Here is a 26407-nt window from a genome sequence, read left to right on the forward strand (position 1 = left end):
CTTCAGGATGCGGTGTGTTCTACGCCGATAGGACGGTCCGTCAATTCGGGTAGGTCAATATTAGTGACGATTGTTACGATCCGCGATTGTCGTGGCGATTGCGCCACTTGCGCGCGATCCACAACCGCCAGCCGAGCGCGCTAAGCGCATAGCCCCCAACCGAACAGACGACCGTGATGACCAGCAGGCCGAGCGCGGTGGCGGGGCCAGCCTGCATCAGCCACGGGATCCATTCGGTGCGGGCAGCCGCATCCGCGACGGGCTGCCCGGGGACGTGCGCGTCGAGGCGGAGCAGCGAAGAGCCGATCCAATAGGCGGCGATCCAAAGCGGCGGCGTGGTCAGCGGGTTGGTTATGAAGGTGGTCAGCGCCGCGGTCGGCACGTTGGCGCGGAACGGCAATGCGAAGATCGCGGCGACCGGCGTCTGCGCGACCGGGATCAGGATGCCCGCGACCATCCCGAGCGCGACGCCGCGCGGGACCGAGCGACGGGTGAAGCGCCAGAGCTCGGGCGCGAGCACGCGGTGCGCGACGGGGCGGAGAAGACGGTTGCGCTCCATCGATTCGCGGGTCGGCAAGTTGCGATGCGACCACGCCGCGAGGCGCCCGAAGATACTGCCCGGCGCCTTCGACACAGGCTATCCGCGATCCCGCATGATCCGGCCCTGCTCGCGCTTCCAGTCCTGTTCCTTCACCGAATCGCGCTTGTCGTGGTTCTGCTTGCCCTTGGCGAGCGCCAGTTCGATCTTCGCACGGCCCTTCGAATTGAAGTAGATCATCAGCGGGACGAGCGTCATGCCCTGGCGCGCGACCGCACCGAACATCTTGTTGATCTCGCGCTCGTGGAGCAGCAGCTTGCGGGGGCGCTTGGGCTCGTGATTGAAGCGGTTGCCGTGGCTGAATTCGGGAATGTTCGAATTGACCAGGACGACGTTCTTGCCCTTCACCTCGGCATAGGCCTCGGCGATCGATCCCTCGCCGCCGCGCAGCGCCTTCACCTCGGTGCCGGTGAGCGCGATGCCCGCCTCGAACACCTGCTCGATATAATAATCATACCGCGCGCGCCGGTTCTCGGCGACGATCTTGGTCTTCTCGAAGGTCGGGGGTTTGGGACGTGCCATGGGACGCGCGATGTAGGAGGTCGGAGGGCTTAGGGGAAGCGGTGGTGGCGACTTCTTATCAGTCCGGCCCCCTCGCCTTCTTTCGTCCCTCCCTGGAAGGGAGGGGTTGGGGGTGGGTCGGGTTCCGCATATCCGAACCGTCGTAGCTCGAACTGGCCGACCCACCCCCTGCCCCTCCCTTCCAGGGAGGGGGGGCCGTTGTGGCCTGCTTAGATGAGGCGGGCGTGTTCGAGCGCTGCGTCGACCGCGGCGCGCGAGGCCTCACCGGCGGGGGTCATCGGCAGGCGGAGCGTCTCTGGGAAGCCCGCCCGCACCTTCGTCATCGCGTACTTCACCGGGCCGGGCGACGCGTCGGTGAACAGCGCTTCGTGCAACGGATAGAGCTGATCCTGATAGGCCAGCGCCTTGACGAAATCGCCGGCCTGGCACGCCGCCTGGAACTCGGCGCAGAGCTTGGGCGCGACGTTGGCGCTTACCGAGATGCAGCCTGTGCCGCCCATGACGTTGAACGCCAGCGCGAGGTCGTCATTGCCCGACAGCTGGCAGAAATCCGGGCCGCATGACGCACGGTGCTGCGACACACGGGCGAGCACGCCGCTGGCATCCTTGACCCCGACGAACACGTCCGGGAACGCCGCGACGATCCGGGCCAAGGTCGCGGGCTGGATGTCCGTCACCGTCCGCGCGGGGACGTTGTAGAGGATGATCGGCAACGGGGTCGTCTGCGCGAGGGCCTCGAAATGGCGGAAGATGCCCTCCTGCCCCGGCCGGTTGTAATAAGGCGGGACCATCAGCGCGGCATCTGCACCGGCGTCCTTTGCGGCGCGCAGGTTCGCGGAAGCGACACGCGTGTCGTTCGAGCCTGCACCGGCGATGACGGGCACGCGGCCTTTCGCTTGGTCGACGCAGACGCGGACCACGTGGAAATGCTCGTCGTACGACAAGGTCGCCGCCTCGCCGGTCGTCCCGCATGCGACCAGCCCCCAAGAGCCCTCGGCGATCTGCCACTCGACGAAATCGCGATAGGCGAGTTCGTCGAAGCTGCCGTCGGCGGCGAACGGCGTGACGAGCGCCGGAATAGATCCTGAAAACATGCGGTGGCCTGCGGTCCTGTTGCGCCGGATGTCTTGCAAAATCCGGATTTCGTTCAGGACAGATACGGGTTCGGGGCGTATGCTGTCCACATGGTAGCATCGATGTTTAAAACGAGCCTTCTCCTTGCAGTCGTGGCGGGGACGGTCGCCGCGTCGGGAGGCGGGCAGCAGACGCTGGATCGCTACAGCACGCAATTGGCCAATATGGGCCCCAACGCGCAGCCGATGGCGACGGACGGCGCGATCGCCTCCACCATCGCGCAGTGGCGGGCGTTGCAGCAGACCGATGCGCTGCCGTTCGACAGCTATGCGGGCTTCCTGATGGCACATCCGGGCTGGCCTAACGAGACGGCCAACCGGCGTGCGGCGGAGCGCAAGGCTTCTATGGGCTCGCCGACCAGCGTCGTCGCGTTTTTCCGTCGCTATCCGCCGCAGTCCGCGTCGGGCGGTGTCGCGTATGCGCGGGCTTTGCAGGCGTCTGGCGCGCGGGATCAGGCGTATGCGGCGGTGCGGACGGCGTGGCGGAGCAGCGGACTGACGCCGACCGACGAGGCGATGGTCGTGTCGGGCTTTCCGGGTGCGCTGACGCCGGACGATCAGGATGCGCGGATGGATGCGCTGTTGTGGGCGGGCCAGACCGGCGCGGCGCAGCGGCAACTGGTCTGGACGAGCGCGGCGCGGCGGCCGATCTTCGAGGCGCGGCTCGCGTTCCGGACGAATGCACCGAACGCGTCGGATATCTCGGCTTCGACGCAGACCTTGTATGCGAACGACGCGGGCTATGTCGCGGACCGGGCGCAGTGGTTGCGCAATTCCGGCGCGAGCCCGTCGGCGCGCGCGTGGCTGGCGCGGCCTCGGTCGTTGGTGACGCGGCCGGGCAACGCCGCCGAGTGGTATGAGGTGCTCGTCACCAACGCGAACGGCGCGGCGAACGACGGGCAATATCAGGTGGCCTACGACATCGCGCGGCAGATCGACGATGCGTATCCGTTTGGCGCGGACATCGCAGCGAAATCCTATGCCGAGCGCGACGAATATACCAACCTCGCCTGGCTCGGCGGACGAGTGGCGATGAAGCAGCTCGGGCGACCGGCGGACGCGATGACGCTGTTCGACCGGTATGCGCGAGGCTCTCGTTCGCCGCAGGTGCGGTCGAAGGGGTATTACTGGGCGGGGCGTGCGGCGGAGGCGGCTGGCTTGGCGCCTCAGGCGGCGGCGTTCTACGGCCAGGCAGCGGGGTACCGCGATCAGTATTACGGCCAGCTGGCGAACGAGCGGACCGGTCGGGCGCTGGTGGCGCCGCCCTCGGTCGCTTCGGTGGCGATCGATCCGGCGACGCGCGCGGCGTTCGATCGGCGCGAGACGGTGCGTGCGGTCAAGTTCCTCGGGCAGATCGGCGACTGGCAGGACCAGACCGCGTTCGTCCGTCAGATCGCGGCGGACGCGACGACCGATACCGATCACTTGCTCGCCGCCGAATTGTCGAAGAGCATCAACCGCCCCGATCTCGGCGTGATGGTCGGGCGGAGTGCACTGGCGAACGGGCTCAGCGATTATTCCGCGGTCGGTTTCCCGATGGTGTCGGTGCCGGCGGGGTATGAGGATAACTGGACGATCATCCACGCGATCTCGCGGCAGGAGAGCCAGTTCGATCGCGCCGCGGTGAGCCACGCCGGCGCGCGCGGGCTGATGCAGCTGATGCCGGCGACCGCGCGCGAGCAGTCGGGGAAGATCGGCCTCGCGTATAACCAGGCGGCGCTGACGACCGATCCGAACATGTCGATCATGCTCGGGTCCAGCTATTTCCAGCGGGTGTATGCCAATTACGGCAGTTATCCGCTGGCGGTGGCGGCGTATAATGCGGGCGGCGGCAACGTGAACAAATGGCTCCGCGCGAACGGCGATCCGCGGACCGGGGCTGTGGACATGGTCGATTGGGTCGAGGCGATCCCGTACCAGGAGACGCGCAATTACGTGCAGCGCGTGCTGGAGAATGCGGTGGTGTACGATTTGATGAACCCTGCGCGGGCGAAGAGCCGGGGGGCGGCTCGGTTGTCGTGGTATCTGGGGAAGAACCGGCCGGGTTGAGGTCTCGCTACCTCATAAGATTGTTCTCCCGCGAAGGCGGGAGCCCAGACTGGGCTCCCGCCTTCGCGGGAGAACATGGTAGGGCGCCGCATGGATCGCCCCAACTACATCACCCCCGCCGGCTACACGATTCTTCGCGAGGAATATGAGCACCTGCTCGCTGGCGAACGGCCGAAGCTGGTCGAAGTCATCTCCTGGGCGGCAGGCAACGGCGACCGGTCCGAGAACGGCGATTACATCTACGGCCGCAAGCGCCTGCGCGAGATCGACCGGCGGCTCGGCTGGCTGTCGAAGCGGATGAAGGCGGCCAAGGTCGTCGACCCGGCGGTGCAGGAAGACCGCTCGCGCGTCTGGTTCGGTGCGTGCGTGACGGTTGCGGACGAGAATGACGTCGAGCGGGTCCTGACTTTAGTAGGCGACGACGAGACCGACGCGAGCAACGGGCGGATCGGCTGGAACTCGCCATTCGCACGCGCCTTGCGCGGCGCTGCGATCGGCGATGTGCGACGAGTGGATTTGCCCGCTGGGGAGCGCGAGTATGAGGTGATGGCGATCGCCTATCCGTAATTCGCGATCCTTCCCCGCCAGGGGGAGGTGGCTGGCGCTTGCCAGACGGAGGGGGAGGTAAGGGAAACCGCTGTTCCGTGTCCTCCCCCTCCGTCACCTGCGGTGCCACCTCCCCCTGGCGGGGGAGGATCGTGAGTTGCCCGTCAACGATCCGTTTCGATCTACGCGAATTGACCTCGCGCCGCCCCCGTGTGACGTTTCGCCCACGCAACGACACTCGAGGATACCCCATGCCGATACCCGCCACCTGGTCCGCCCGCCTGCTCAGCGTCATGCGCATCGTCGTCGCGCTGGTGTTCTTCAGCCACGGCATCTCGAAATTCTTCGGCCTGCCCCCCTTCCCGATGCCGATGAACCCGCTGCTGACGGTTGCCGGCGCGCTCGAAGTCGTCGGTGGCGGGCTGCTGATCGTCGGCCTGTTCACGCGGCCGGTGGCGTTCGTGCTGTCGGGCATGTCGGCGGTCGCGTATTTCATGGCGCACATGCCGAAGGGCCCCTTCCCGATCGCCAATGGCGGCGAGGCGGCGGTGCTCTACTGCTTCGTCTTCCTGTACCTCGCCGCGGCCGGTGGCGGCGCGTGGAGCGTGGACGCGCAGCGCGGGCGCGGCTAACCTTGCGCGCATGATCGATACCACAACGCGCAACGTCGCCCTCCTGATCGACGCGGACAATGCGTCCGCGGCGACCCTCGACCCGGTACTGACCGTCCTCGCCGAGCTCGGCACGGTCAACGTCCGGCGGGTCTATGGCAACTGGTCGAAGCCCGCGCTGAAGGCGTGGAGCGACATGTCGATCAAGCACGGCATCGAGCCGCAGCAGCAGTTCGACCTGACCAAGGGCAAGAACGCGACCGACATGAAGATGACGATCGACGCGATGGACCTCTTGTTCCGCGGGCGCATCGACGGCTTCGGGATCATGTCGTCGGACAGCGACTTCATGCCGCTCGCGACGCGTATCCGCCAGGACGGTATCCCGGTGTACGGCTTCGGCACCAGCCGCACGCCGGAAGGTTTCCGCCAGGCGTGCACGCGGTTCATCGATGTGGGGGCGCTGAACGAGACGTCGCAGGCTATGCCCACGCCGACACCTGCTCCGGTGGCTGGCGAGAAGCCCGCTACACCCGCGCCGGTCGCTCGGCCGAAGACCGCGCAGCCGATCGACGAGCAGGTGATCAAGCTGCTGATCGACGCGTACAATGCGGTGAAGCGGGACGAGAAGGGCTATGCGAGCGTCGCCGAACTGGGGCAGCTGGCAGGGAACCGGTCGAGCTTCGACGCGCGCAACTACGGGTTCAACCGCCTGTCGGACCTGATCGAGACGATCCCGAACTTCCAGCACGAGCGCCGCGAAGGTGGGCGTTCGTTCGTGAAACGGCTGCGGTAGGCCCCGTCGACAACTACCATTGCGTGCGTGCACCACCCCGGCGAAGGCCGGGGCCCAATTGGAAAGGTCGTAGTAACGAAGCGCTGGCCTCTGCCACCGTCGTTCCCCAATTGGGCCCCGGCCTTCGCCGGGGTGGTAGTTTAGGTCGAGCGCCTTAACCGGTCGGCTGCAACCGGCCGCCCGGTTCGCTCATCCCGTGCGCCTGTTCCTCGCTGTCGTCGGGCACCACCAGCGCACCCTTCCGCCAGTTGCCGTAGCGGTAATACCACGCGGCGATCGCCAGCGTCGCGAGCGATCCCAGCGGAAAGCTCCACCACAACGCATCCGCCCCGAGCCACGGTTTCGCGAGCAGCGCGAAGCCGATCCGCACCGGATACAGCGCGACGATCAGTGCGATCAGCGGCGCGATCACGGCCCCGTTCGCGCGCACCGTCGAGAACAGCACCATCGTCATGCCGAACAGGATGAAGTTCCAGCTCGCGATCAGCTGGATATGCCGCGCGATCGGCAGCGCGGGGCTCGCGCCGCCGATGAACAGCGTCATGACCGGACGATCGAACAGCAGCACGACGGCGACCATCGCGCCCGTCAGCGCGACGTTGAAGAGCAGGCCGTATTTCGTGATGTCGCCGACCCGGTCCCAGCGGCCAGCTCCAATATTCTGCGCCGCCATCGAACTGACCGCCGCGCCGATCGCCAGCGCGGGCATCTGGATATAGGTCCACAACTGCTGCGACACCGCGTAGGCCGCCGCGGTATCGACGCCGAGCCGGTTGACCAGCCCGACCATCGCGAGGCCGGCGGTCGACATGACGAGCATCTGCGCGCCCATCGGCAGGCCTTTCCGGACGATCGTCCCAGTCAGCGCACGCTCGGGGATGAGGTAGCGGAGTTCGTTGCCGCGTAGCCTCAGCGGCAGGTCGCGCTTGTAGATGTAAACGATCAGCCCGAGCAGGGAGACGTGGCTCGCGACCAACGTCGCCATTGCCGAACCGGCGATTCCCATCTGCGGGAACGGACCGATACCGGCGATCAGCAGCGGGTTGAGCCCGCTGTCGAGGATCGCGCTGAGCAGCATGAACCACAGCGGCGTCATCGAATCGCCGGTCCCACGCAGGCCCATCATCAGCAGCACCATCATCATCGACGCGGGCAGCCCGAGGAAGATCACGCGGAGGTACGCGAGCGCGAGCGGCATCGCGTCGCCGGGGGTGGCGAGCAAGTGAAGGATCTCGGGCGCGAACACCCAGCCGAGCGCAGCGATCACGATCGCCCCGCCGAGGACCAAACCGACCGCGGAGCCGAACGCCCGGCGCGCGCCCTCCAGATCTTGGCGGCCGAAGCTCTGGCCGACCAGGATCGTCGCGGCCATGCCGAACCCGAACACCGCGCCGAAGGTCAGGAACATGATGATGTTGGCGTTCGAGGTGGCGGCGAGCGCGCCTTCGCCGAGGTAGCGCCCGACCCAGATCGCGTTGATCGAGCCGTTGAGAGACTGGAGGATGTTCGAGCCGAGTGTCGGCAGCGCGAAGGCGAGGAGCGTGCGGCCGATGTGGCCGGTGGTGAGGTCGCGTTGGCCTGGCTTGCCGCGGGGGCGGTCGGGGGGACTGGTATTGGAAAAGTCGGGGGCGCCACCACGCTGCCGATCGGATTGCAGATCGCTCACACAGTCACTCCGTCATGCCGGACCCGGTCCGGCATCAACCGGATGAACACACGCGCCCCTATCTGTCGTACGCCTAGCCGCGGAGTGAACGTCGGGACAAGCTGGTAGGTCCCCCGCTCCGAACCTAGTGCGCTATGTTTCCCCGCGAAGGCGGGGACCCAGACTGGGCTTCCGCCTTCGCGGGAGAACAAGATGGCAGGGACATACCCTACGCAGTAGAGCCGCCCCTCCCGAACCGTCACCCGAGCGAAAGCTGGGGTATCCCGTTATCGGCCGGCCGGTGTAGTTACTTACTGGGATACCCCAGCTTTCGCTGGGGTGACGGGTTGGGTTTGAGTGAGACGGCGGTACGGCACACATTCCCCTCCCGCTCGCGGGAGGGGTCAGGGGAGGGCGGGACGTACGTACTGGCGTCCGGCTTTTGAGGCACGCCCCTCCCCCAACCCCTCCCGCAGGCGGGAGGGGAGCAGGTCAGCCCAAGCGTCCCAGTGCCGCTTGCAATCGCGCAGCCTCGGCGGCCTTGTCGGCGTGGTCGGCCTTGGCCTTTTCCACCGCTTCGGGCTTGGCGCGTTCGACGAAGCTGGCGTTGCCCAAGCGGCCCGACAGCGCATCGCGCTCCTTCTCCGCCGCCGCGATGGCCTTGGTCAGGCGGGCGCGCTCAGCGTCGATGTCGATCACACCCTCAAGAGGGAGGATGAACGTTACATCGTCGACGACAATCTGTGGACCCAACACCTTGGCGCTTGTTTGCTCACGAGTGCGATCAAGATGCTCACCCGTATCCAAATCAATCTCAGTCCCAGTATTTATAAACACTGCGTTATCAATTCGGGCGAGACGTCGAAGCGGAGCACGCAGTCTTTCGATCCGCTGGATCAGTTCAGTGGGCACAGCAGGAGGTGCGTCCGCAGAATACCCAGCATAGGGCGTTGTAAGTACCATCAAGTCGGTTCTTGCACCCGGTGGTACATTCGTCTCATTCCGCGCGGTGCGGATTTCCTGAACGAGTCGGATCAGCCAGTCGACCTCCTTGCTCGCCTCGGGATCGAGCGCGCGCGCGTCCGCCATTGGCCATTGCGCGACGATCAGGTCGTGATTGCGCGGGCCCATCGCGTGCCACAGTTCCTCGGTGATGAACGGCATGAACGGGTGGAGCAGGACCAGGATCTGGTCGAGCACCCAGCCTGCTACCGCCTTCGATTCATCGTCGATGACGCCGCGCTCGTCGCCGACCATCTGCGGCTTGATGAGTTCGAGATACCAGTCACAGAAGCGGCTCCACGCGAACTGATAGATCGCGTTGGCGGCGCCGTCGAAGCGGTAGTCGGCGAGCGCGAGGTCGACCGTCTGGACGGTCGCGATCGTCTCGGCGATGATCCATTTGTTGACCGCGAGGTTCGCGCGCGGTGCCTCCAGATTGGTGCTGGCGACGATGCCGTTGGCCTGTGCGAACCGCGCCGCGTTCCACAGCTTGGTGGCGAAGTTGCGATAGCCCTCGACGCGCTTCTCATCCATCTTGATGTCGCGGCCCTGGCTTTCCATCGCCGCCATGAAGAAGCGCAGCGCGTCGGCGCCGTAGGTGTCGATCAACCCGAGCGGGTTGACGACGTTGCCCTTCGACTTCGACATCTTCGCGCCGTCCGCCGCACGGACGAGGCCGTGCAGATAGAGCGTGCGGAACGGCACGTCCTTCATGAAGTGCAGCCCCTGCATCATCATCCGCGCGTTCCAGAAGAACAGGATGTCGAAGCCGGAAATGAGCACGTCGTTCGGGTAGCGCCCGCCTAATTGGCCTCCCCGCCCGCTTGCGGGAGGGGATTGAGGGGTGGGCTCGCGCTCGCCTTCCGGCGTAGCGTTCGAGGTGAGCGCGTGCCCACCCCCGGCCCCTCCCGCTTGCGGGAGGGGGGAAGAACCGTCCCAACCAAGCGTTGCGAAAGGCCAGAGGGCGGACGAGAACCACGTATCGAGGACGTCCGGGTCTCGCGTGAGGCTCACGCCTTCTCCTGCCAGAGCCTGCGCTTCCGCCTCGGTTTCGGCCACATACGGCGTACCGTCCGAGCCGAACCACGCCGGAATCTGGTGCCCCCACCACAACTGGCGCGACACGCACCAGGGCTGGATGTTGTCCATCCAGTTGAAGAACGTCTTCTCCCAGGTCTTCGGGACGATATCGATCGCGCCGGTCTGGACCGCTTCGATCGCCGGCTGGGCGAGCGTCTTCGCATCGACATACCATTGGTCGGTCAGCCACGGCTCGATCACCACGCCCGAACGGTCGCCATATGGCGTCTGGATCGTGCGCGGTTCGGCGTCGTGCTCTTCACCGTCTTTGTCGACATGCGGGATCAGGAAGCCTTCGTCCTTCAGTCGCGCGACCACGGCTTTCCGCGCCTCCGCGGTCGTCAGCCCGAGCAGCTCGGCCGGGATCAGCCCGTCCGAAACCTGCACCACCCGCGCCTTCGCATCGAGCATGTTGAGCATCGATCCGGCGGCCATCCCTGCCCGCTTGCCGACCTCGAAATCGTTGAAGTCGTGGCCAGGCGTGATCTTCACCGCGCCCGAACCCAGCTCCGGATCGGCATGGTCGTCGGCGATGATCGGGATCAGGCGTCCGGTGATCGGCAGCTTCACCTGCTTGCCGATCATCGCGGTGTAGCGCTCATCCGCGCCGTTCACCGCCACCGCCATGTCGGCGAGCATCGTCTCGGGCCGCGTGGTCGCGACCTCGATGAAGCCCGATCCGTCTTCGAGCGGATAGCGGAGGTGCCAGAAGCTGCCCTTGATCTCGCGCGTCTCGACCTCGAGGTCGCTGATCGCGGTGCCGAGGCCCGGATCCCAGTTCACGAGACGCTTGTCGCGGTAGAGGAGGCCCTGCTTGTGCAGGTCGACGAACACTTTGAGGACGGCCTTCGAGAAGCCCTCATCCATCGTGAAGCGCTCGTTCGCCCAGTCCATCGAGCAGCCGAGCCGACGAAGCTGCTGCGTGATCTCGCCGCCGCTCTCTTCCTTCCACGCCCAGACCTTCGCGACGAACTCCTCGCGCGTCAGGTCGGTGCGCTTCTGCGGCGGGGTCAGCGCGCCCATCTGGCGTTCGACCACCATCTGCGTCGCGATGCCGGCGTGATCGGTGCCGACCACCCACAATGCATCCTTGCCCTTCAGGCGCGCGTGGCGCGTGAGGATGTCCTGCAGCGTGTTGTCGAGCGCGTGGCCAATGTGCAGCGAGCCCGTGACGTTGGGCGGCGGGTTGACGATCGTCCACGGCTCGGCGTTCGGACGGTCGGGGCGGAACTGGCCGCTCGCCTCCCAATGCGCATACCAGCGCGATTCGATGGAGGCCGGGTCGAAGGTTTTGGGAAGCTCGCTCATGCGGCGAGCCTTAGCGAGCGCGACGCGAGGAAACCAGCCTCGCGTCCGCGCCCGTGACTTGAGAGCCTAGGGCTGCTGGTTCATGATCTTGGCGATTTCGCGCGAGACCATGTCCTCGACCATGTTGGGAAGGTTGGCGTCGATCCACTCGCGCAGCATCGGGCGGAGCATTTCGCGCACCAGACCCTCAAGCGTGCCGTCATTGCCTGTCTCGGGTTTTACCATCATCCGCGTCAACGCCTCGAGCGGCGCGCGCGTTGCAGCGGCGGTGTGGCGCGAGACGATCGGCTCGGCCGCGGCATCGGTGGCCGGCTGCGGCTTGGCACTCGGCGCGGGCTTTGGCGATGTCATCTGGGGCGTCATTTGCGGCGCGGCGTGGCGTGGTTCGGGCGAGGTATCGGCGGCGCTGAGCACCGGGGACTTGGGCGGACGCGGCGTACGATCGGGCATGGGGTCGCTCAGTTCGAGAATCTCGTCGTCGTCGTGGTCGTCGTCGAAATAGGCGGGATCGAGATCGACCGGTGCGGACGTCGCGCGCGCAGGGCGACGCGACCGGCCGGGCGTATCGCCCTCTTCCGCGATGATGCGTTTGATCGACGAGAGGATTTCCTCCATCGACGGCTCGCCGTTGACATCCCCCATCCGGACCATCCCAAACCCCGTAGCCCCGCGCGCCCCTATTGGCGGCTCGGCGCATCCTTACCTGTCGTCAAGGCGGGGTTCCTGTCAACCGGCGTATCGAGCAACGGGTCGTACTGCGCCTGGACCGTGGCGTTCTGCGCGGGCGACTGCGCGGTGCGGGTGGCGATCGGCACGGGCTCGCCGTCGCCGCCGAAATCCCAAATCTTGTGGCGGACGCGGTTGTAGTTCGCGACCGGATCGTAGAGCACGCCGCCGTCGAGCCCAAGGTCGCGCGCCTCGGCCTGGCCCATGGCCGCCAGCAGCGCGAAGCCTGCGACATACGCATCGCGCCGCGCGGTCACGAGCGTGACCTGGCTGTTGAGCAATTCCTGCTCGGCGTTGAGGATGTCGAGGATCGTGCGCGTGCCGACGCTGTTCTCCGCGCGAACGCCTTCGAGGCTGAGCTTGTTGGCGTTGACCGCGGTTTCGGACGACTGGATCACCTGTTCCGACGAGCGCCAGATGGCAAAGGCGGAGCGCGCCTGCGCGATGACGTTGCGCTCGGTCGCGGTGACGTTCTCGATCGCGCGCGACTGGTACGCCTCGGCCTGGCGAACCTGCGCGGCGGGGCGCCCGCCCTGGAACAGCGGCAGCGTCAAAGACAGCCCGGCCTGCACCGCCTTGTTGGCGTTGGGGATGCCGTTGACGCCGCCGGGCACCGACGCGATCGAGCCAAGATAGTTGGTGTAGCTCGCGCCCCCGACCGCACTGATCTGCGGAAGCCGGCTCGCGCGGGCGACGCCGACGTCGTAGCGGCTCGCGTCCCGCTCCTTGGCGGCGGCGATCAGCACTGGGTTGTTGTCGATCGCGACGGTCACGGCCGAGGCCGGACTGTCGGGCAGATGCGGCAACGTCGGTGGCGTGTCGAGCGTGCCAGGCGGTGTCCCGACGAACTGGATATAGCTTTCGCGGCTGGATATCAGATTGGCTTGTGCGGACTGAAGCTGCGCGCGGGCAAGCGCGAGCCGCGCTTCGGACTGGGCCACGTCGGTCCGGGTCAGGTCGCCGACCTGGAAACGGTCGCGGCTGGCCTGGAGGTTGACGTCGAGAACGCGGACGTTCTGCGTGTTCAAGCCGACGATCGCCTCGTCGCGGATCACGTCCATGTACGCCGCGACGACGTTGGTGAACAAATCGGCTTCGGTACTCCGCAGCGTCGCGCGGCCACCCTCGACACGGGTCTTTGCCGCGGCAACCGAATTGCGGACCTGCCCGCCCTGGTACAGCGGCACCGACACGTTCGCTCGCGCAACGCCCTGACGCGGCGGCGCGAGGAAGTTGTTCTGACCAGTGACGAGGAATTCGGTGAGATCGCCGGTCGCGTTAGCCGACGGCAGCCCCGCCGCGCGGGCGATCGGCACGTTCTCATCCGTCGCGCGCAGGGTAGCGCGCTGCGCCGTGATCGTCGGGTTGGTGTTGTACGCCTTGACCAGCGCCTCTCGCAGCGTATCCGCATGGAGTGGTGCAGCGCTATACGTCAGCGCAACACTCAGGAGCAGACTGCGGAGAAGTGCGGCGCGGGCCATGGTTTTCTGCTCAGAACCGGAAGGGTTTGGGGGCGTCGAAGCCGGGCAGGCTCACGCATTCGACATCGACGAACGCCGAGAGCGCAAACCCGCCATCGGTCTTGCGTCCCGATGCGAGCCGGGTCAGTCCACGCTCGGCGATCCCTGCGGTCACACGACCGCCCGACTTGACCTGGGCGATCAACGCGTCGGGCACGGTCTCGATCGCCCCATCGACGATCAGCACGTCATAGGGCGCGCCGGCGGCGTGGCCGTCCTGCATCGGTGCCTCGACGAGTTCGACGTTACCGGTTCCGGCAAGCGCCTTCCGGGCGATCGCCAGCAAGGCAGGATCGCTCTCGACCGCGACGACCGAGCCGACGATCTCGGCCAGCACCGCCGCGGTATAGCCGGTCGCGGCACCGATCAGCAGGACGCGGTCGGTCGCGGTCAGATAGGCTTCGGTGAGCAAACGGCCGGTCGCCATCGGCAGATTGGCGTAACGCCCGCCACCCAGCGGGATCGTCGCGTCGCGGTAGGCGAGCGCGCGGACGTCGGCGGGCATGAACGCCTCGCGCGGCACCCGTGCCATCGCCGCGACGACACGCTGGTCGTTGACCGCGTTGGTGCGCAACTGGCTCGCCACCATCGCGTGACGCATCGTGTCGAACGTTGCGGGAGCCATGGACACGGTAGTCCCGCCGATCTCATGGGTATCGGCTGCGAGCGAAGGAGTATCGAGAGTCGTCGTCGTCATGGCGCATCCTGTCGCACAACTGTTTTAGCCACGCAATACACTTGTTTCGGATCGCTCCGATATCGCGCGGCCGGATATGTTGCGTCTGTTATCGCGTGGGCGCGGCGACGCCAAGCATCGGTTGGTCGGATTTCGCCACGATTCACAGGGGCGTCGGCGGCGGGCCTGCGGGGGACCGGGAGACGCCCCGCCCGCCCGTGTGACACCGAGATGCCGCGAACGGGGCGTCGAGGGCGCACGAGAAATCCCGGCAACACCTCTGCGCCTGTCCCTAGCACCCGATCGCGGAACCGTCCCGCGAAATGACCCGCTGTTGCGTCGCGCGGGTCGAGTCGCGCGGCTGCGCATCGCGCGCCGGCGCCTTTTCGATGTCGTGCAGCACCTGCGTCGGCGATCCCAGCACTGCATTCCGCGCCCGCAGGCTTGCCTTCAGGAACGGCTTGGTCAGCGCCATGAAACGCCGCGGGGTCATTCCCAGGAACGTCGCCGAATCGCGGAGGAAATGCGACGCATCGAAATAGGAGCGATCGATCGTCGCATAGTCCGCCTCGCCCCCGGCCATCATCAACCGGACGAACGACCGCAGGAACCGCGCGCGCAACAGCAGCATCTTGGGCGGAAATCCGAAATGGCGCACCGACAATCGCCGCAGCGCGTGCGTCGGTATGTCGAGCTGTGCGGCGACGGACGCGATGTCGGTCGGTCCGTCGCTCGCGAGTATCTCCATCAATTGCCGGATCTGCGGCGCATCGGCATGCGGCGCCCCCAGCCGCGCCAGCAGCATCGCATCAAGGATCGGCGCGACGGCCGCATCGTCCGGGGCATTCTGCAAGGCAGCCACCAAGTCGCGCGTGAAGGCCTTCCCGAGCACGTCTTCCAGCGGCACGATGCGGTTGCGGAAATCGCCGGCCGATCGCCGAAACAATCGCGCCCATCCCAGCGCGCTGATCCCGAAGCCGATCATCACGCCGCCATGCGTCACCGCCTTCAACGCCTGGTTGGTCGGCCCGAACAGGCTCGCCACAGGCAGCGGGTCGTAGGTCCGCCGACCGATCGATACCGCGATCGGCCCGGCATCGATCGCGATCCGCACGTTGGCGGTCGCCGGCAGGAACCAGTCGACCTGCCCCGCTTCGCTACCCGTGTCGGTTCGATAGACGTGATAGCCGGTGATATAGTCGGCGAGCGCGGCGGTGGGCCGGTCATACCGGATTGCCATGCCGGACGGCATCGCGAACACCTCGTCATCGACACCCGTCGTATTCGTGCCGCCTGCAATCCTGTCCGTCTTCAAGCGCCCGCCCCTAAAAGCCATTAACGTCCTTGCACTTAACCTTAAGCAGAGACGCTTTCATGCGCGAGTCACGATACGGGTCCACGCGCGAAGCGCCATAGGGGGACCATCCCGATAATGTCGGACGGAAACCCTGCATGGCGACACGGCGATCCGGTCCCGGCGGATTATTCCGCTGCAGACCGCAACTGCCGGTTGACCGCGGCGGAAAAACGAAGCATTTGCGCCGCCTTCACGCAATCGGGGCCCGATGGCGGAGTGGTGACGTAGAGGACTGCAAATCCTCGCACCCGGGTTCGATTCCCGGTCGGGCCTCCAGTGAATGCCGGTTTTGATCTCGGGCTGCCCAAGATTTCGTAATGAGAAATGCCGGCCCCCACCCTGGTGGCGGGGGTGATCGTCCAGACAGCGACGTCATGACCCTTGTTGTTTAAATTACCGGGCCTCCGGCATCCAGGACCGGCAGCCCCAGCGGAGCATTGTCCGCAGCGGCGTCTCGATCTGGATGAACCGCAAAGTTTGCCTCTTGTTCGTGCCGCTGCCTGAATGACGTTCAGAAACCATGGCTGCCCCCAAAAGCTTTGCCGCGCGTTGAACCGGCGAGGAGATGACCATGATCGACGATCCGAAAACCGACGACTCAACCCCCGCCGAAGAGGCAGAGGAGATGGAAAAGGTACAGGAGGACGCCGCCAAGGAGCGTGAGGAAAACGGCGGCTACCAATAGGCTTCGATATCCTGTCAGCAATCGCGTTACTTTCTGTAAGCACGATCGCTGAACCCTCTGTCCGTTCGACCCAGAGACGCGATTCTAGTCGGCCACCTTACCCGCACCATTCGAAGTTAACGTGCCGCTAACTCTCATTTTCCGGAACGTTAGGCCTTCGATGCGGCTTCTACGCTCATCTACAACCTGTCCCAGACTGGAACTGATGATGAGCACGAACCTGGTATCCGCGGTTTTCGATAATCATGCAGACGCCGAGCGCGCCGTATCCGAACTTCGCGCGGCCGGGATCAACGACAACGCGATCTCCATCGTTGCCCAGCATGACGGCAAGAACACCACCACGGACGGCAACGGCGATACCCAGGAGTTCGTCGGCAAGGTCGCGGCCGGCGCAGGCATCGGCACGCTGCTCGGCATCGCAGCCCTTGCCATTCCGGGAGTAGGCCCCCTCGTCGCCGCTGGCGCGATTGCATCCGCGGCCATCCCAGGCGCTGCGATCACGGGCGCCGCGCTCGGTGGCGCCGTTGGCGGGCTGGAGAAGGTTATGACCGATCACGGTGTCAGCCGCGTCGATGCCAGCTATTATGAAGGCCGCATTAATGAAGGCGGCGTGTTCGTTTCCGTCGATACCAGCGCTGCCGGGATCAATGCTGAAGATGCCGCCGACGTCCTCTATCGCTCGGGTGGGCACACGTCGACGCGGACGAAGGTTTCGATGGCGTAATCGCCAACGTCTTCAACGCCGACATAGCTAAAGGGGCGTTCCGGTAACGGGACGCCCCTTTCAGTTCGAACTTAATAGATCGGTCATCCTACCCTGCTCCAGACGCATTCTTGCGCCCTCGGGCCAACTCCTGACGTATCGACGACCCTATCCGATACTGCCGCCGATACGGCCCCACCGAACCGCCGCATGACGACCAGCACCGTTTAGACGGCCATCCAATCGCTCTCGGCATCGTCGATCGCGGCGAAGGCGTCACCGTCGGCCTGCTGCTTGCGCAAATGTGCGCGCACCGCCTCCGGATCGCCGTTCTTGGGAAAGGTCCGATCCGCACGCGCCGCGTCGGCGATACCGTCGACCCAATCGCCGCGGTCGCGCTGTGTCAGCAGCCACTTGCCAAATGCGGGCTTCGGCTCCCGCTGGTCGTCGTCGTAATCGGCCATGATCGTGTCCTCGAATCGTTGGAACGCTCATCGCATCGGATTGATGTTCCTGCAATGTTCTTACGAATCAAACTGGATCAGGTTTGCTAAATACAGGCCACGACCGGCAACCCGATAAGCCCAAAGGAAAGCTGCGGTCGGAAATGCGGTCCCCCGGCACGGGCGACCGACATCTCCCAATTCAACTTAGCGTGCGCCTAGTTCACACCCTGTTTGCGCGCGCCGACAATCATGCCCTTTGCGATCTTGCGAACGGCTTCGTCGTCCTTGGTACCGTCAGTCGCCGGATCGCCGAGGTGGTCGAGGCTCTGTTCCATGAAGTCGAGGAGCCCGGCGTGCCGCGCTTCGACATATTCCATGAGTTTGAACAGCAGATGCTCCGTGGCAATCTCGCGCTGGCGGGTCTGTGTCGCGTCGTCGGACATCACAATGCCTCCGTCGGCGTTGGCGCGCCTAGTTTCTGCGCGACTCGCGCTACTTCTTCGTCTTTCGGCTCCTCCGGCAGCTCTTCGCCCGGCAAGAGTGCGTCATCGGGAATGCCAGAAGCCGTGCCGGCAATCGGTTCGTCGATGGCGCGCTCGTTCGCACCGTCCGTGATCTTCTCTCTCGCTACCATGTCCGTCTCCTTCGTTGCGCTCAAACGCACAACGGGCGGTACGGAGCCACGTCATGACTACGGATCGTAGATAAGGCAGACCTAGAGATCGATGGCTTGGCGCGGCGCATGCAATCTTAAGCCGCCGGCATCGAGTGCTTCAGGCGGCGTGCTTCTTGGCGAACTCCGCAAAATACGCGTGCATGGTGGGATCGGCGATCGGCGCGATCAGCCTAGCCACATCGTCTGCAACTGCACCGTCACCGCGCAAGGGTCTGCCAGGCTGATGGCCCATTGCCCAGTCGGGAAAGCTGCGCTCGGCAATCGGGCGGTTGTCGAGTGTCACGGCGGCGAAGTGGCGTCCGTCGGCCTTGATACGATCGTATGTCTGCACAACAGCATCCGCCGGTCCTTCCAGCGCCTGCAGGAACCGACGTCCGCCGACAATCAACAAGCCCGTCACGCCGACCGCCGCATTGTTACGCCGCGACGCGCGCAGCACACCCTCGAGCTCAGCCGCCGACAACTCGGAGCGGGCGGTACTGATGTAGATGAGACGTATCAACGCGAACTCCTTCGAGTCCGACGTAACCGCCGAATCTAAACGTCAAATTAAACAGGAATTGCGGCGGTGTGATCGGGACAGATCAGCGCATTCGCCCGTAGAAGCGCCGCCCCCCGCACCGTCATCCGACCCACCGGACATGGTCGCTGCCGACAGAAATCGAGTATCGACCACGGCGCGAATGGCTGTTATTCGGTATCACGTCAGTCTCGAGATAATACGTCACACGGCCACATCCTTGCTTTTGATGCCGATCTCGGCTGTTGCCCGGCGATGAATATTCCCGCGCTGTATCATTCGGTTATTCTCTGGATCGGAGACGGCACCGGCCTGCCCGATGCGATCCTCCATATCCATGCCGGGCTCATCATCCTCATGCTCGTACGGCTCGTCAGCGGCCGGTCGTTGGGGACGCTCATCCCCTTGCTGGTCGTCGTCCTGGCGGAACTTGGCAACGAGACGCTCGACTACCTCAACTACGGCATGCGCTGGGCCGACACGCTTTCGGATATCGGCAACACGATATTCTGGCCCCTGGTCATCAGCCTGGGCGTGAGATTGCGTCCCATGGTGCGACGAGATCAGATCGTACGGTAAGAAACGCGAGCGTCAAATCCGACGGTGCATCGCGGTGGTTGGACGAAAGTAGATGCATGGAGCCGGATCGTTCGAGATCGGTGTTCCGTGATCGACGGAAACGGCTCGCTCGAGAAAAGGGAATAACGCGCGCGAGCCGCAGTCCGGATGGCCGGATACGGTCTTGGGACGTAGCCGGCTCGGATTTCATGCGCCTGCAAGCGTCCGGGATCAAGCGCTTTTTTGAACTCGGAGTATGCCGACCCGCCTTGGTGACGAGCCAAAGATTACGACGAGCCGACATACCCGCGCATCAACCAACGGACGGGCATGTCGGGCGCATTGTTCGAGACATCTGAATGCGTTGCGGCGGATCCCCTTATCGAAGGCGCGACCCAATCAGATCAGCGCATCCAAGAGGCCGATCAACGGGCGGTCGGCAGGGGGCATCGGTAGCGCGTGCATCTCGTTCGGCCTTACCCAGCGCAACGCGGTCGCTTCGAGCGCGCGCGGCACGCCGGTCCATTTGCGCGTGATGTAGAGCAACAACAGCAAATGGCGATCGCCGAGCGGCGCGCTGGCGAACGTGGCGGGCGCGAGGCAGGCTTGCGGCACCGTGATCGCCAATTCCTCCTCGAGCTCGCGGATCAACGCCGCCTCGGGAGACTCACCGGCCTCGACCTTGCCACCGGGGAACTCCCACAGACCCGCGAGCGACTTGCCTTCCGGACGTTGCTGCAAGAGCACGCGGCCTTCGAGATCGACCAACGCGGCCGCTACGACAGGCAGCAGCAAGGGCGCAGCGGGCATCGGTCCCGATACGGACGGATCGTTGGTCATTCCTTAATTTCCCCGCGACTAGACCGCATCTATGAGCCCTATATCCGTCGCGACGCATGCCGTCATCCGAACGATCGCGCGCGTAATGCGCGAAAGACGGGGGGCGACCGCGATCGAATACGGGCTCATCATCGCGCTGGTCGTGATCGCGATGATCGCCGGCCTCACCGCGCTTGCCGATACGACGACGGGCATGTGGGGCAACGTCAACTCCAAGGTCGCCAACGCGCGCTGATCCGCAAAAGAAACGGCGCTAACCTTAAACCTTTCTCAACCAACCACTTGTATCCCTCAAATCGCTGATCCGGTCCGTCCGGTGCAGCCGGGTGACACAGACGCAATCGAAACGATGGAGACCGGAATGAAGACGATCCGCAAGTTTTTCAAGAATTCCAAGGGTGCGACCGCAATCGAATACGGCCTGATCGCCGCGCTGATCGCAGTTGCCGCGATCGCCGCGATGCAGGGCCTGGGCACCAGCCTGACCAAGACGTTCAACAACGTCTCGACCAAGCTGAACACCTCGACCACGTAATCATCGCGCTGGAGAGTGGCGCAATCGCGACCGCTCTCCGGCACGACTTGCGAGTTCAAAGGGCGGCGGAACCTCGGTTCCGCCGCCCTTTCTGCGTGGCTCAGAGACGGCCCATCTTGAGGAACTTGGCCTGGCGGTCCTTGCGAAGTTCGCTCGGTGTGAGCGGGGCAAGGTCCCTGAGCGCAGACGACAGCGCATCGGCCAGCGACTCGATCGCGGCCGCGCGGTCGCGGTGCGCGCCACCCAGCGGCTCGGGGACGATATCGTCGATCACGCCGAACGACTTTAGGTCCTGCGCAGTGATCCGCATCGCTTCGGCCGCTTCCGGTGCCTTGTCCGCGGTGCGCCACAGGATCGACGCGCAGCCTTCAGGGCTGATCACCGAATAGATCGCGTGTTCGAACATCAGCACGCGGTTGCCCGCGGCCAGCGCGACCGCGCCGCCCGAGCCGCCTTCGCCAACGATCGCCGAGACGATCGGAACGCCGGCGTTGAGGCACGCTTCGGTCGAGCGGGCGATTGCCTCCGCCTGACCGCGCTCTTCGGCCTGGATGCCGGGGAACGCACCGGAGGTGTCGACCAACGTGATGATCGGCAGTCCGAATCGGTTGGCGAGTTCGACTAGGCGGATCGCTTTCCGGTAGCCCTCGGGCTTGCCCATGCCGAAATTGTGGCGGAGGCGGCTGGCGGTGTCGTCGCCCTTCTCGTGGCCGAGCACCATGATTTTCCGCCCGCGGAACGTCGCGAAGCCGCCAATGATCGCCTGGTCGTCGCCGAAGGCGCGGTCGCCGGCGAGCGGCACGAACTCGTCGAACAGCGCGGCGACGTAATCCTTGAAGTGCGGACGATCGGGATGGCGCGCGACCTGCGTCTTCTGCCACGGAGTCAGGCGCGCGAACGTGTCCTTCAGCAGCTTGTCGGACTTCGCCTGCAAGCGGGCGATGTCGGTGGCGAGGTCGACGCTGCCTTCGGCGGCGGTGTCGCGGAGTTCGTCGATCCGGCCCTGGAGTTCGGCGATCGGTTTCTCGAAGTCGAGGAAGCTTGGCATCAGCGGCGGTTACGGCGCGGGATCGCTCGCGTCAACGCGGCGGCATATCCGCGAGCGGGTGACGCGTGTTGACGAGTTCGACGAGGCGGCTCGAATCGACGTGCGTGTAGATCTCCGTGGTGGCGATATCGGCGTGGCCGAGCATCGATTGCAGCGCGCGCAGATCGGCGCCGCCTGCGAGCAGATGCGTGGCGAAGGCGTGCCGAAGGACGTGCGGGCTGACGCGGTCGGGGGGAATGCCTGCCTCGGCGGCGATCGCCTTCACGAGTTGATATAGGCGGATGCGCGAGAGATGGCCCTTGCCCGATGGGAACAACCAGAGACGATCGGTCGCGACATGGGTGCGCCAGACGGCGACAGCGGCGCGCGCCCGATCGGAGATGGGGACGAGCCGTTCGCGCCCGCCCTTGCCGCGCAGGATGAGGAAAGGGCGGTCGGGGTGGACCGCGTTGCGCGGCAGGCTGACGAGTTCGGTCGCACGCAGGCCGGAGCCGTAGAGAAGTTCGAACAAGGCGGAAAGGCGCAGGTCGTTGGGGTCGAGCGGATCGCGGGCGGCACGCTCGGCGATCGCGGCGAAGAGGCGGTCGACGTCGGCGTGGCTGAGAATCTTCGGCAAGGTGCGTGCTGTGCCCGGCCGCGGAAGCGCCTTGCCGGGATCGTCGGCGCGGTGGCCTTCATCGGCGAGGAACGCGAAGAAGCGGCGGAGCGAGGCGGACTTTCGCCCCACGGTCGAACGGGACAAGGCCGACCACCCGCTCGCCAGCTTGGCCAACGCGTCGGCATCCGCGTCGGCCAATCCGCCTTCCAGCGCTTGCGAGGCGAGCGTCAGGTCACTGCGATACGCCGCCACCGTGTTGGCCGCGGCACCGACCTCCGCAGTCATCATTTCCAGGAACCGGTCGATCAGCGCGCGATCGCTACCGTGGCTCACGCGCGCGCGATCGCCTCGGCCGCGATCATCCGCGCTTCGCCGTCGAGACCAACGCTGCGCAGTGCGCCGACGATGCGGTACAGCGCCTCCGGGGGGATGTCTTTCCAGCTCCCGGCCTGCATACCGACGGCTGCGAGCAGGACGACCGTCCCGGCCTGGCCGTCGCGCGCCGCACGATCGAGCGCCCGCGTCCAGGCATTGTCCGCGCCGATCCGGACGCCGAGCGACTGTGCCGCGCGTTCGATATCGCCCTGGTTGAGGCGACCGAGGCCTGCCAACCCTGCAAACAGCATGCGCTGCTTCAACGCCGAATCGCCCTCGCCACCGGTATAGGACGCAAGGTCCGAATAGCTCAGGCGGCGATTGACGTCGGGATCACTAAGCACGATCATCGCCCAGGCGTCGCTGCCGGCGGGTACCGAGCTCAGCCAACGCGCCGCGGTGCGATCGAGCCCGGCGGACAGCATCGATGCGACCAGCAGATCCGCGTCAGCCTTCGCCAGATTGGGGTTTAACCGTGCCGCCGCGCGCGCGGTCAGCACGAGACGCGCATAGCTCGGACGCGCGTTCGCACCGCCCCACAACTGACGCAGCGCGGTGAGTCGCGAATCAGGGTTGCGGTCGGCATAGGCCGTCTGGAGATCGTTGGCAGTCGCGGTCGCGCCGCTCTGCGTATCGTCGTCGGTCGCAGCCGCAGCATAAAGATCGACGAGCGCCGCGCTGGACAGCACCCCCTGCCCCGCCGCAGCCTCCGCCGGGGCCAGTCGATCGCCGAGCGCGACGGAGGGCGACAGCGCCTGCCAGTATTTCACCTGCGGACCCGCCGTGCCGTACAACTCGTCGGGTACCGTAACGCCGGTCGCCATCGCGAGGCCGAACCGCCACGCGGTCAGCCGGTCGACGCCGTCCCATTCGATCGTCACGGCCTGACGCCCCTGCGCGCCCGCACCGACGACTTTCTGCGCGAGCAGCAGGTCGACGCCGCTGGCGACGTTGCGCCGCTTGGCGGTCGCGATCAGCGGGCTCGCCTGCGCGGGATTGCCCGACAGCCCGGCGCACATCGCCTGCGCCATCGTCCAGCCGCGCGCCGGGGCGTAGCGCATCGCACCCGTGACCAGCGGACACAGGCCCGCCGGATCGCCCGTCGCCAGCGCGGTGTTCATCGCGACCTGATAGAGTTTCGGCGTATAATTGTCGGTGTCGACGGTCTGCGCGACCGCCCGCGCGGCGACCGATTCGCCCATCCGCAGCAACAGCCACGCGCGCTCGGCGGCGAAGTCGGCGCCGTTGGTGCGGCTGGGCGTATCGACATGCGACACCAGCGCGCGGCGCAACAGGATCGACATCCAGCGCGACGGCAGCGGTGCACTCAGGCGGCGCATCAGCATCTCGACATACTGGCCGTCCGCTTCACCAAAGGCATCGGTATCGAGACCGCCTTCGCTCGCCGTGACTGGCCCTACCGTCGCGAGCGAGCGCCGCGCGGACGCCGGCATCTCGTACTGCGCGAGCACGGCCGGATCGACCGGCGCCGGCGTCGCGGCAGGGGGCACCAGCGGCGCATCGCCCGGCGTCGTCGGCGGCAACGGCTGGATCATCGCACCCGGTTGCGCGGGTGCCGGAGCCGGAGCGGCCGGCTGCGCGGGATCGGTCGGACGGGTCGGCTGCGTACCGGCAGGCGGCGTCGGTCGTGGTGCAGGAGCGGGCGTCGGTTCGCCGAACCCCGGCGGCAGGATCGATTCGGGCCGATCCTGCCCGATCGCCGGTGCCAGCGCGACCAAGGCTCCGACGGCAACCGCCGCCGCTAAGGATGCCTTAAGAGAGGTTCGCAAGCGTCACGGCCTTTTCGACGTGGCTCTGCGGACGCTCGGTCGCGCGTCCTGCCAGCAGGAACAGGCCGCCGACCACGACCACAAGAACGACGACGACCGAGACGATGAAACGGGACATACGACGTAACCTTGTAGTGGACGGGGGTAGTGAACGATCGGCGAAATATCGCGCGCCAAGAGCTTTTGCCCTCGCGCGGTGCCGCTGTATAGCGCGGGCTACGATGTTGCAAAGCCACAACCCTTCCGGCGGACCTTCGGGCGGTCGCCGCCCTGCCCCGATCGATCGCCCGATCGTGCTCGTCGGGTTGATGGGCGTCGGCAAGACCACCGTCGGCCGCCGCCTCGCGCTGCGCATGAACCTGCCGTTCGTCGATGCCGACCATGAGATCGAGGCCGCATCGGGGATGACCGTCGCCGAGATCTTCGCCAAATACGGCGAGGACTATTTCCGCGATGGCGAGCGCCGCGTGATCGCACGGCTGATCGACGGCACGCCCAAGATCATCGCGACCGGCGGCGGCGCGTTCATCAACGACGACACACGGGCGCTGATCCTGCGCGATGCAGTGTCGGTGTGGCTCAGCGCGCATCCCGACATCCTGGTCGAACGGGTCGGCCGGCGCGACACGCGTCCTTTGCTGCGCAACCGCGACGCGGGGAAAGTGCTCGCCGAACTGGCGCGCGTCCGCAACCCGATCTACGCGCAGGCGCACATCCATATTGTCAGCAACAAGACGCCGCACGAAGCGACCGTCGCCGCTATCCTGAGAGCGCTTGGCCGATGAAGACCGTTACCGTCGAACTGGGTGCGCGGACCTATCCGATCCATATCGAAGCGGGGATTCTCGCGCGGGCTGGCGAGTTCCTTGAGCCGCTCGCGAAGGGCCGGCGGGTGGCGATCGTCACCGACGAGAATTTGTCGGTGCATCTCGCGACGTTGCAGGCTTCGCTGACCGCTGCGGGGATCACGTCGGAGGCGATTGTCCTCGCGCCGGGCGAGGGCAGCAAGAGCTGGGCGACGCTGGAGATGCTGTGCGACCGGCTGCTCGAACTCGGTGTCGAGCGCGGCGATCACGTCGTTGCGCTGGGTGGCGGCGTGATGGGGGACCTGGTCGGGTTCGCCTGCTCGATCCTCAAGCGCGGGTGCAACTTCGTGCAGATCCCGACGAGCCTGCTCGCGCAGGTCGACAGCTCGGTCGGCGGCAAGACCGCGATCAACACGAAGGCCGGCAAGAACCTGATCGGCGCGTTCCATCAGCCGGTGATGGTGCTGATCGATCCGCAGGTGCTCGACACGCTGCCAATCCGGGAACTGCGCGCAGGTTACGCGGAGGTCGTGAAATACGGCCTGATCGACGACTTCGCGTTCTTCGAATGGTGCGAGGCGAACGGTGCCGCGTTGCTGGGCGGTGACATCGGGCTGCGTGAGTACGCGATCGCACACAGCGTTTCGGCCAAGGCGCGGATCGTCGCGGCTGACGAGCATGAAACGAACGGCATCCGAGCGTTGCTCAATCTCGGGCACACGTTCGGCCATGCGCTGGAGGCGGAGACCGGGTTCTCGCAGGCGCTGATCCACGGCGAAGGTGTCGCGGCGGGCTGTTCGCTGGCGTTCGGGTTCTCGGCATCAAAGGGGATTTGCTCGGGTCAGGATGCGGAGCGTGTTGCCGCCCACTGGCGCGACGTTGGGCTCCCGGACGGTCTCGCGGCAGCGAAGATCGGCGCGAGCGGTGAGCGGCTGGTCGATCACATGCGGCACGACAAGAAGATGGCGGCGGGCACCCTCCCCTTCCTGCTCGCGCGAGGGATCGGCCAGACCTATCTCGACAAGACCGTCGACCTCGCCGACGTCGAGACCTTCCTCGACGCGCAGCCCCGCTGATGCCCAACGGTGTCGCCAAGCAGAACCTGCCGACGAAAGTGTGCCCGGCGTGCGAGCGGCCGTTCACTTGGCGCAAGAAGTGGGCGCGAGACTGGGACAGCGTGATCTACTGCTCCGACGCGTGCCGGAAGAAGCGGTAGCGTTCCAGTACCCGCAAGAGGTTTGTTCACCCGCGAAGG

General features: G+C 65.8%; 29 protein-coding genes and 1 tRNA gene. 12 read left to right on the forward strand and 18 right to left on the reverse strand.

The window, feature by feature from the left end:
* Positions 1-73 precede the first annotated feature (73 nt).
* The 3 genes from C8J39_RS02220 to dapA form a co-directional block, all read right to left on the reverse strand.
* Entirely contained in the window at positions 74-559 is a 486-nt protein-coding gene (locus tag C8J39_RS02220) for a DUF2062 domain-containing protein (protein ID WP_107963017.1), read from the reverse strand.
* Between the two features lie 78 nt (positions 560-637).
* Positions 638-1120, reverse strand: a complete 483-nt coding sequence (gene smpB / locus C8J39_RS02225; protein ID WP_055879372.1) for an SsrA-binding protein SmpB — start codon at positions 1118-1120, stop codon at positions 638-640.
* Between the two features lie 209 nt (positions 1121-1329).
* Positions 1330-2214: a 4-hydroxy-tetrahydrodipicolinate synthase gene (dapA, locus tag C8J39_RS02230; protein WP_120299130.1), complete on the reverse strand. Its 885-nt coding sequence runs from the start codon at positions 2212-2214 to the stop codon at positions 1330-1332.
* 102 nt (positions 2215-2316) lie between these two features.
* On the opposite strand from dapA, the gene C8J39_RS02235 reads away from it, so the two are divergent.
* The 4 genes from C8J39_RS02235 (at position 2317) to C8J39_RS02250 (ending at position 6255) form a co-directional block, all read left to right on the forward strand.
* Positions 2317-4302, forward strand: coding sequence for a lytic transglycosylase domain-containing protein (locus C8J39_RS02235; protein ID WP_404969302.1), 1986 nt, complete (start codon positions 2317-2319; stop codon positions 4300-4302).
* Positions 4303-4392: 90 nt separating this feature from the next.
* On the forward strand, positions 4393-4869 hold the full coding sequence (gene greB, locus C8J39_RS02240; RefSeq protein ID WP_120299132.1) for a transcription elongation factor GreB: 477 nt from the start codon (positions 4393-4395) through the stop codon (positions 4867-4869).
* Between the two features lie 230 nt (positions 4870-5099).
* Entirely contained in the window at positions 5100-5480 is a 381-nt protein-coding gene (locus C8J39_RS02245) for a DoxX family protein (protein WP_120299133.1), read from the forward strand.
* A 10-nt stretch (positions 5481-5490) separates the two neighbouring features.
* Complete coding sequence (locus tag C8J39_RS02250; protein ID WP_120299673.1) at positions 5491-6255, forward strand: NYN domain-containing protein; 765 nt, start codon at positions 5491-5493, stop codon at positions 6253-6255.
* 154 nt (positions 6256-6409) lie between these two features.
* On the opposite strand, the gene C8J39_RS02255 is transcribed toward C8J39_RS02250, so the two are convergent.
* The 6 genes from C8J39_RS02255 to C8J39_RS02280 all read right to left on the reverse strand — a co-directional run bounded on the left by C8J39_RS02255 (position 6410) and on the right by C8J39_RS02280 (position 15527).
* Positions 6410-7807, reverse strand: coding sequence for an MATE family efflux transporter (locus C8J39_RS02255; protein WP_404969312.1), 1398 nt, complete (start codon positions 7805-7807; stop codon positions 6410-6412).
* 585 nt (positions 7808-8392) lie between these two features.
* Positions 8393-11290, reverse strand: a complete 2898-nt coding sequence (locus tag C8J39_RS02260) for a valine--tRNA ligase (RefSeq protein WP_120299134.1) — start codon at positions 11288-11290, stop codon at positions 8393-8395.
* Between the two features lie 66 nt (positions 11291-11356).
* Complete coding sequence (locus C8J39_RS02265) at positions 11357-11932, reverse strand: DUF2497 domain-containing protein (RefSeq protein ID WP_183037922.1); 576 nt, start codon at positions 11930-11932, stop codon at positions 11357-11359.
* A gap of 35 nt (positions 11933-11967) precedes the next feature.
* Positions 11968-13497, reverse strand: coding sequence for a TolC family outer membrane protein (locus tag C8J39_RS02270; protein ID WP_120299135.1), 1530 nt, complete (start codon positions 13495-13497; stop codon positions 11968-11970).
* Positions 13498-13507: 10 nt separating this feature from the next.
* Positions 13508-14161 (reverse strand): protein-L-isoaspartate O-methyltransferase, encoded by a 654-nt coding sequence (locus C8J39_RS02275; protein WP_120299676.1) that lies wholly within the window; start codon positions 14159-14161, stop codon positions 13508-13510.
* Positions 14162-14504: 343 nt separating this feature from the next.
* Positions 14505-15527: an AraC family transcriptional regulator gene (locus C8J39_RS02280; RefSeq protein WP_120299136.1), complete on the reverse strand. Its 1023-nt coding sequence runs from the start codon at positions 15525-15527 to the stop codon at positions 14505-14507.
* A 244-nt stretch (positions 15528-15771) separates the two neighbouring features.
* Between C8J39_RS02280 and C8J39_RS02285 the strand changes: the two genes are divergently transcribed.
* Both C8J39_RS02285 and C8J39_RS02290 read left to right on the forward strand, forming a co-directional pair.
* A tRNA-Cys gene (locus tag C8J39_RS02285) sits at positions 15772-15845 on the forward strand.
* Positions 15846-16459: 614 nt separating this feature from the next.
* A complete protein-coding gene (locus tag C8J39_RS02290; RefSeq protein ID WP_120299137.1) occupies positions 16460-16981 on the forward strand; it encodes a general stress protein in 522 nt (173 codons plus the stop codon).
* 206 nt (positions 16982-17187) lie between these two features.
* Here C8J39_RS02290 and C8J39_RS02295 read toward each other — a convergent pair whose 3' ends face one another.
* The 4 genes from C8J39_RS02295 to C8J39_RS02310 all read right to left on the reverse strand — a co-directional run bounded on the left by C8J39_RS02295 (position 17188) and on the right by C8J39_RS02310 (position 18584).
* Positions 17188-17424, reverse strand: a complete 237-nt coding sequence (locus C8J39_RS02295) for a hypothetical protein (RefSeq protein ID WP_120299138.1) — start codon at positions 17422-17424, stop codon at positions 17188-17190.
* A gap of 197 nt (positions 17425-17621) precedes the next feature.
* A complete protein-coding gene (locus tag C8J39_RS02300; protein ID WP_082441427.1) occupies positions 17622-17849 on the reverse strand; it encodes a hypothetical protein in 228 nt (75 codons plus the stop codon).
* On the reverse strand, positions 17849-18040 hold the full coding sequence (locus C8J39_RS02305; RefSeq protein ID WP_120299139.1) for a hypothetical protein: 192 nt from the start codon (positions 18038-18040) through the stop codon (positions 17849-17851). Before C8J39_RS02305 ends, C8J39_RS02300 begins: the two co-directional genes overlap by 1 nt.
* A gap of 139 nt (positions 18041-18179) precedes the next feature.
* Positions 18180-18584 (reverse strand): BLUF domain-containing protein, encoded by a 405-nt coding sequence (locus tag C8J39_RS02310; protein ID WP_120299140.1) that lies wholly within the window; start codon positions 18582-18584, stop codon positions 18180-18182.
* Between the two features lie 273 nt (positions 18585-18857).
* Between C8J39_RS02310 and C8J39_RS02315 the strand changes: the two genes are divergently transcribed.
* Positions 18858-19181, forward strand: coding sequence for a hypothetical protein (locus C8J39_RS02315; protein WP_120299141.1), 324 nt, complete (start codon positions 18858-18860; stop codon positions 19179-19181).
* A 378-nt stretch (positions 19182-19559) separates the two neighbouring features.
* Here C8J39_RS02315 and C8J39_RS02320 read toward each other — a convergent pair whose 3' ends face one another.
* Entirely contained in the window at positions 19560-20000 is a 441-nt protein-coding gene (locus tag C8J39_RS02320; protein WP_404969303.1) for a (deoxy)nucleoside triphosphate pyrophosphohydrolase, read from the reverse strand.
* Between the two features lie 31 nt (positions 20001-20031).
* Between C8J39_RS02320 and C8J39_RS02325 the strand changes: the two genes are divergently transcribed.
* Both C8J39_RS02325 and C8J39_RS02330 read left to right on the forward strand, forming a co-directional pair.
* Positions 20032-20235 (forward strand): Flp family type IVb pilin, encoded by a 204-nt coding sequence (locus tag C8J39_RS02325; protein WP_056062427.1) that lies wholly within the window; start codon positions 20032-20034, stop codon positions 20233-20235.
* 126 nt (positions 20236-20361) lie between these two features.
* Positions 20362-20535: a Flp family type IVb pilin gene (locus C8J39_RS02330; protein ID WP_056063336.1), complete on the forward strand. Its 174-nt coding sequence runs from the start codon at positions 20362-20364 to the stop codon at positions 20533-20535.
* A 100-nt stretch (positions 20536-20635) separates the two neighbouring features.
* Here the strand turns inward: C8J39_RS02330 and C8J39_RS02335 are convergent, their stop codons facing one another.
* Genes C8J39_RS02335 through C8J39_RS19030 form a run of 4 tightly spaced genes read right to left on the reverse strand, consistent with a single transcriptional unit; the run spans position 20636 to position 24464 of the window.
* A complete protein-coding gene (locus C8J39_RS02335) occupies positions 20636-21583 on the reverse strand; it encodes an acetyl-CoA carboxylase carboxyltransferase subunit alpha (protein WP_120299142.1) in 948 nt (315 codons plus the stop codon).
* A gap of 31 nt (positions 21584-21614) precedes the next feature.
* A complete protein-coding gene (locus tag C8J39_RS02340) occupies positions 21615-22469 on the reverse strand; it encodes a tyrosine-type recombinase/integrase (protein WP_120299678.1) in 855 nt (284 codons plus the stop codon).
* Between the two features lie 41 nt (positions 22470-22510).
* The gene (locus tag C8J39_RS02345) at positions 22511-24346 is read right to left on the reverse strand and encodes a hypothetical protein (RefSeq protein ID WP_120299143.1); all 1836 of its coding nucleotides are present in this window, start codon (positions 24344-24346) and stop codon (positions 22511-22513) included.
* A complete protein-coding gene (locus tag C8J39_RS19030) occupies positions 24330-24464 on the reverse strand; it encodes a hypothetical protein (RefSeq protein WP_258191373.1) in 135 nt (44 codons plus the stop codon). Before C8J39_RS19030 ends, C8J39_RS02345 begins: the two co-directional genes overlap by 17 nt.
* Before the next feature lie 103 nt (positions 24465-24567).
* On the opposite strand from C8J39_RS19030, the gene C8J39_RS02350 reads away from it, so the two are divergent.
* From C8J39_RS02350 to C8J39_RS02360, 3 genes are read left to right on the forward strand one after another with little or no spacing between them, the layout of a single operon-like run.
* The gene (locus C8J39_RS02350) at positions 24568-25131 is read left to right on the forward strand and encodes a shikimate kinase (protein WP_120299144.1); all 564 of its coding nucleotides are present in this window, start codon (positions 24568-24570) and stop codon (positions 25129-25131) included.
* Positions 25128-26228: a 3-dehydroquinate synthase gene (gene aroB / locus C8J39_RS02355; protein WP_120299145.1), complete on the forward strand. Its 1101-nt coding sequence runs from the start codon at positions 25128-25130 to the stop codon at positions 26226-26228. Before C8J39_RS02350 ends, aroB begins: the two co-directional genes overlap by 4 nt.
* A complete protein-coding gene (locus C8J39_RS02360) occupies positions 26228-26368 on the forward strand; it encodes a DUF2256 domain-containing protein (protein WP_082444318.1) in 141 nt (46 codons plus the stop codon). Before aroB ends, C8J39_RS02360 begins: the two co-directional genes overlap by 1 nt.
* Positions 26369-26407: the final 39 nt, after the last annotated feature.

Origin of the sequence: Sphingomonas sp. PP-CC-1A-547, assembly GCF_003610375.1 — a bacterium.
Taxonomy (GTDB): Bacteria; Pseudomonadota; Alphaproteobacteria; order Sphingomonadales; family Sphingomonadaceae; genus Sphingomonas.

Excerpts from the sequence above, each read along its gene's own strand:
- aroB (WP_120299145.1), top strand. The coding sequence starts at position 25,128 with ATGAAGACCGTTACCGTCGAACTGGGTGCGCGGACCTATCCGATCCAT.
- C8J39_RS02340 (WP_120299678.1), bottom strand. The coding sequence starts at position 22,469 with ATGATGACTGCGGAGGTCGGTGCCGCGGCCAACACGGTGGCGGCGTAT.
- C8J39_RS02265 (WP_183037922.1), bottom strand. The coding sequence starts at position 11,932 with ATGGGGGATGTCAACGGCGAGCCGTCGATGGAGGAAATCCTCTCGTCG.
- C8J39_RS02360 (WP_082444318.1), top strand. The coding sequence starts at position 26,228 with ATGCCCAACGGTGTCGCCAAGCAGAACCTGCCGACGAAAGTGTGCCCG.
- C8J39_RS19030 (WP_258191373.1), bottom strand. The coding sequence starts at position 24,464 with ATGTCCCGTTTCATCGTCTCGGTCGTCGTCGTTCTTGTGGTCGTGGTC.
- dapA (WP_120299130.1), bottom strand. The coding sequence starts at position 2,214 with ATGTTTTCAGGATCTATTCCGGCGCTCGTCACGCCGTTCGCCGCCGAC.
- C8J39_RS02260 (WP_120299134.1), bottom strand. The coding sequence starts at position 11,290 with ATGAGCGAGCTTCCCAAAACCTTCGACCCGGCCTCCATCGAATCGCGC.
- C8J39_RS02305 (WP_120299139.1), bottom strand. The coding sequence starts at position 18,040 with ATGGTAGCGAGAGAGAAGATCACGGACGGTGCGAACGAGCGCGCCATC.
- C8J39_RS02350 (WP_120299144.1), top strand. The coding sequence starts at position 24,568 with ATGTTGCAAAGCCACAACCCTTCCGGCGGACCTTCGGGCGGTCGCCGC.
- C8J39_RS02315 (WP_120299141.1), top strand. The coding sequence starts at position 18,858 with ATGAATATTCCCGCGCTGTATCATTCGGTTATTCTCTGGATCGGAGAC.
- C8J39_RS02245 (WP_120299133.1), top strand. The coding sequence starts at position 5,100 with ATGCCGATACCCGCCACCTGGTCCGCCCGCCTGCTCAGCGTCATGCGC.
- C8J39_RS02300 (WP_082441427.1), bottom strand. The coding sequence starts at position 17,849 with ATGTCCGACGACGCGACACAGACCCGCCAGCGCGAGATTGCCACGGAG.
- C8J39_RS02220 (WP_107963017.1), bottom strand. The coding sequence starts at position 559 with ATGGAGCGCAACCGTCTTCTCCGCCCCGTCGCGCACCGCGTGCTCGCG.
- C8J39_RS02250 (WP_120299673.1), top strand. The coding sequence starts at position 5,491 with ATGATCGATACCACAACGCGCAACGTCGCCCTCCTGATCGACGCGGAC.
- C8J39_RS02235 (WP_404969302.1), top strand. The coding sequence starts at position 2,317 with ATGTTTAAAACGAGCCTTCTCCTTGCAGTCGTGGCGGGGACGGTCGCC.
- C8J39_RS02290 (WP_120299137.1), top strand. The coding sequence starts at position 16,460 with ATGATGAGCACGAACCTGGTATCCGCGGTTTTCGATAATCATGCAGAC.
- greB (WP_120299132.1), top strand. The coding sequence starts at position 4,393 with ATGGATCGCCCCAACTACATCACCCCCGCCGGCTACACGATTCTTCGC.
- smpB (WP_055879372.1), bottom strand. The coding sequence starts at position 1,120 with ATGGCACGTCCCAAACCCCCGACCTTCGAGAAGACCAAGATCGTCGCC.
- C8J39_RS02335 (WP_120299142.1), bottom strand. The coding sequence starts at position 21,583 with ATGCCAAGCTTCCTCGACTTCGAGAAACCGATCGCCGAACTCCAGGGC.
- C8J39_RS02325 (WP_056062427.1), top strand. The coding sequence starts at position 20,032 with ATGAGCCCTATATCCGTCGCGACGCATGCCGTCATCCGAACGATCGCG.
- C8J39_RS02320 (WP_404969303.1), bottom strand. The coding sequence starts at position 20,000 with ATGACCAACGATCCGTCCGTATCGGGACCGATGCCCGCTGCGCCCTTG.
- C8J39_RS02275 (WP_120299676.1), bottom strand. The coding sequence starts at position 14,161 with ATGGCTCCCGCAACGTTCGACACGATGCGTCACGCGATGGTGGCGAGC.
- C8J39_RS02295 (WP_120299138.1), bottom strand. The coding sequence starts at position 17,424 with ATGGCCGATTACGACGACGACCAGCGGGAGCCGAAGCCCGCATTTGGC.
- C8J39_RS02270 (WP_120299135.1), bottom strand. The coding sequence starts at position 13,497 with ATGGCCCGCGCCGCACTTCTCCGCAGTCTGCTCCTGAGTGTTGCGCTG.
- C8J39_RS02330 (WP_056063336.1), top strand. The coding sequence starts at position 20,362 with ATGAAGACGATCCGCAAGTTTTTCAAGAATTCCAAGGGTGCGACCGCA.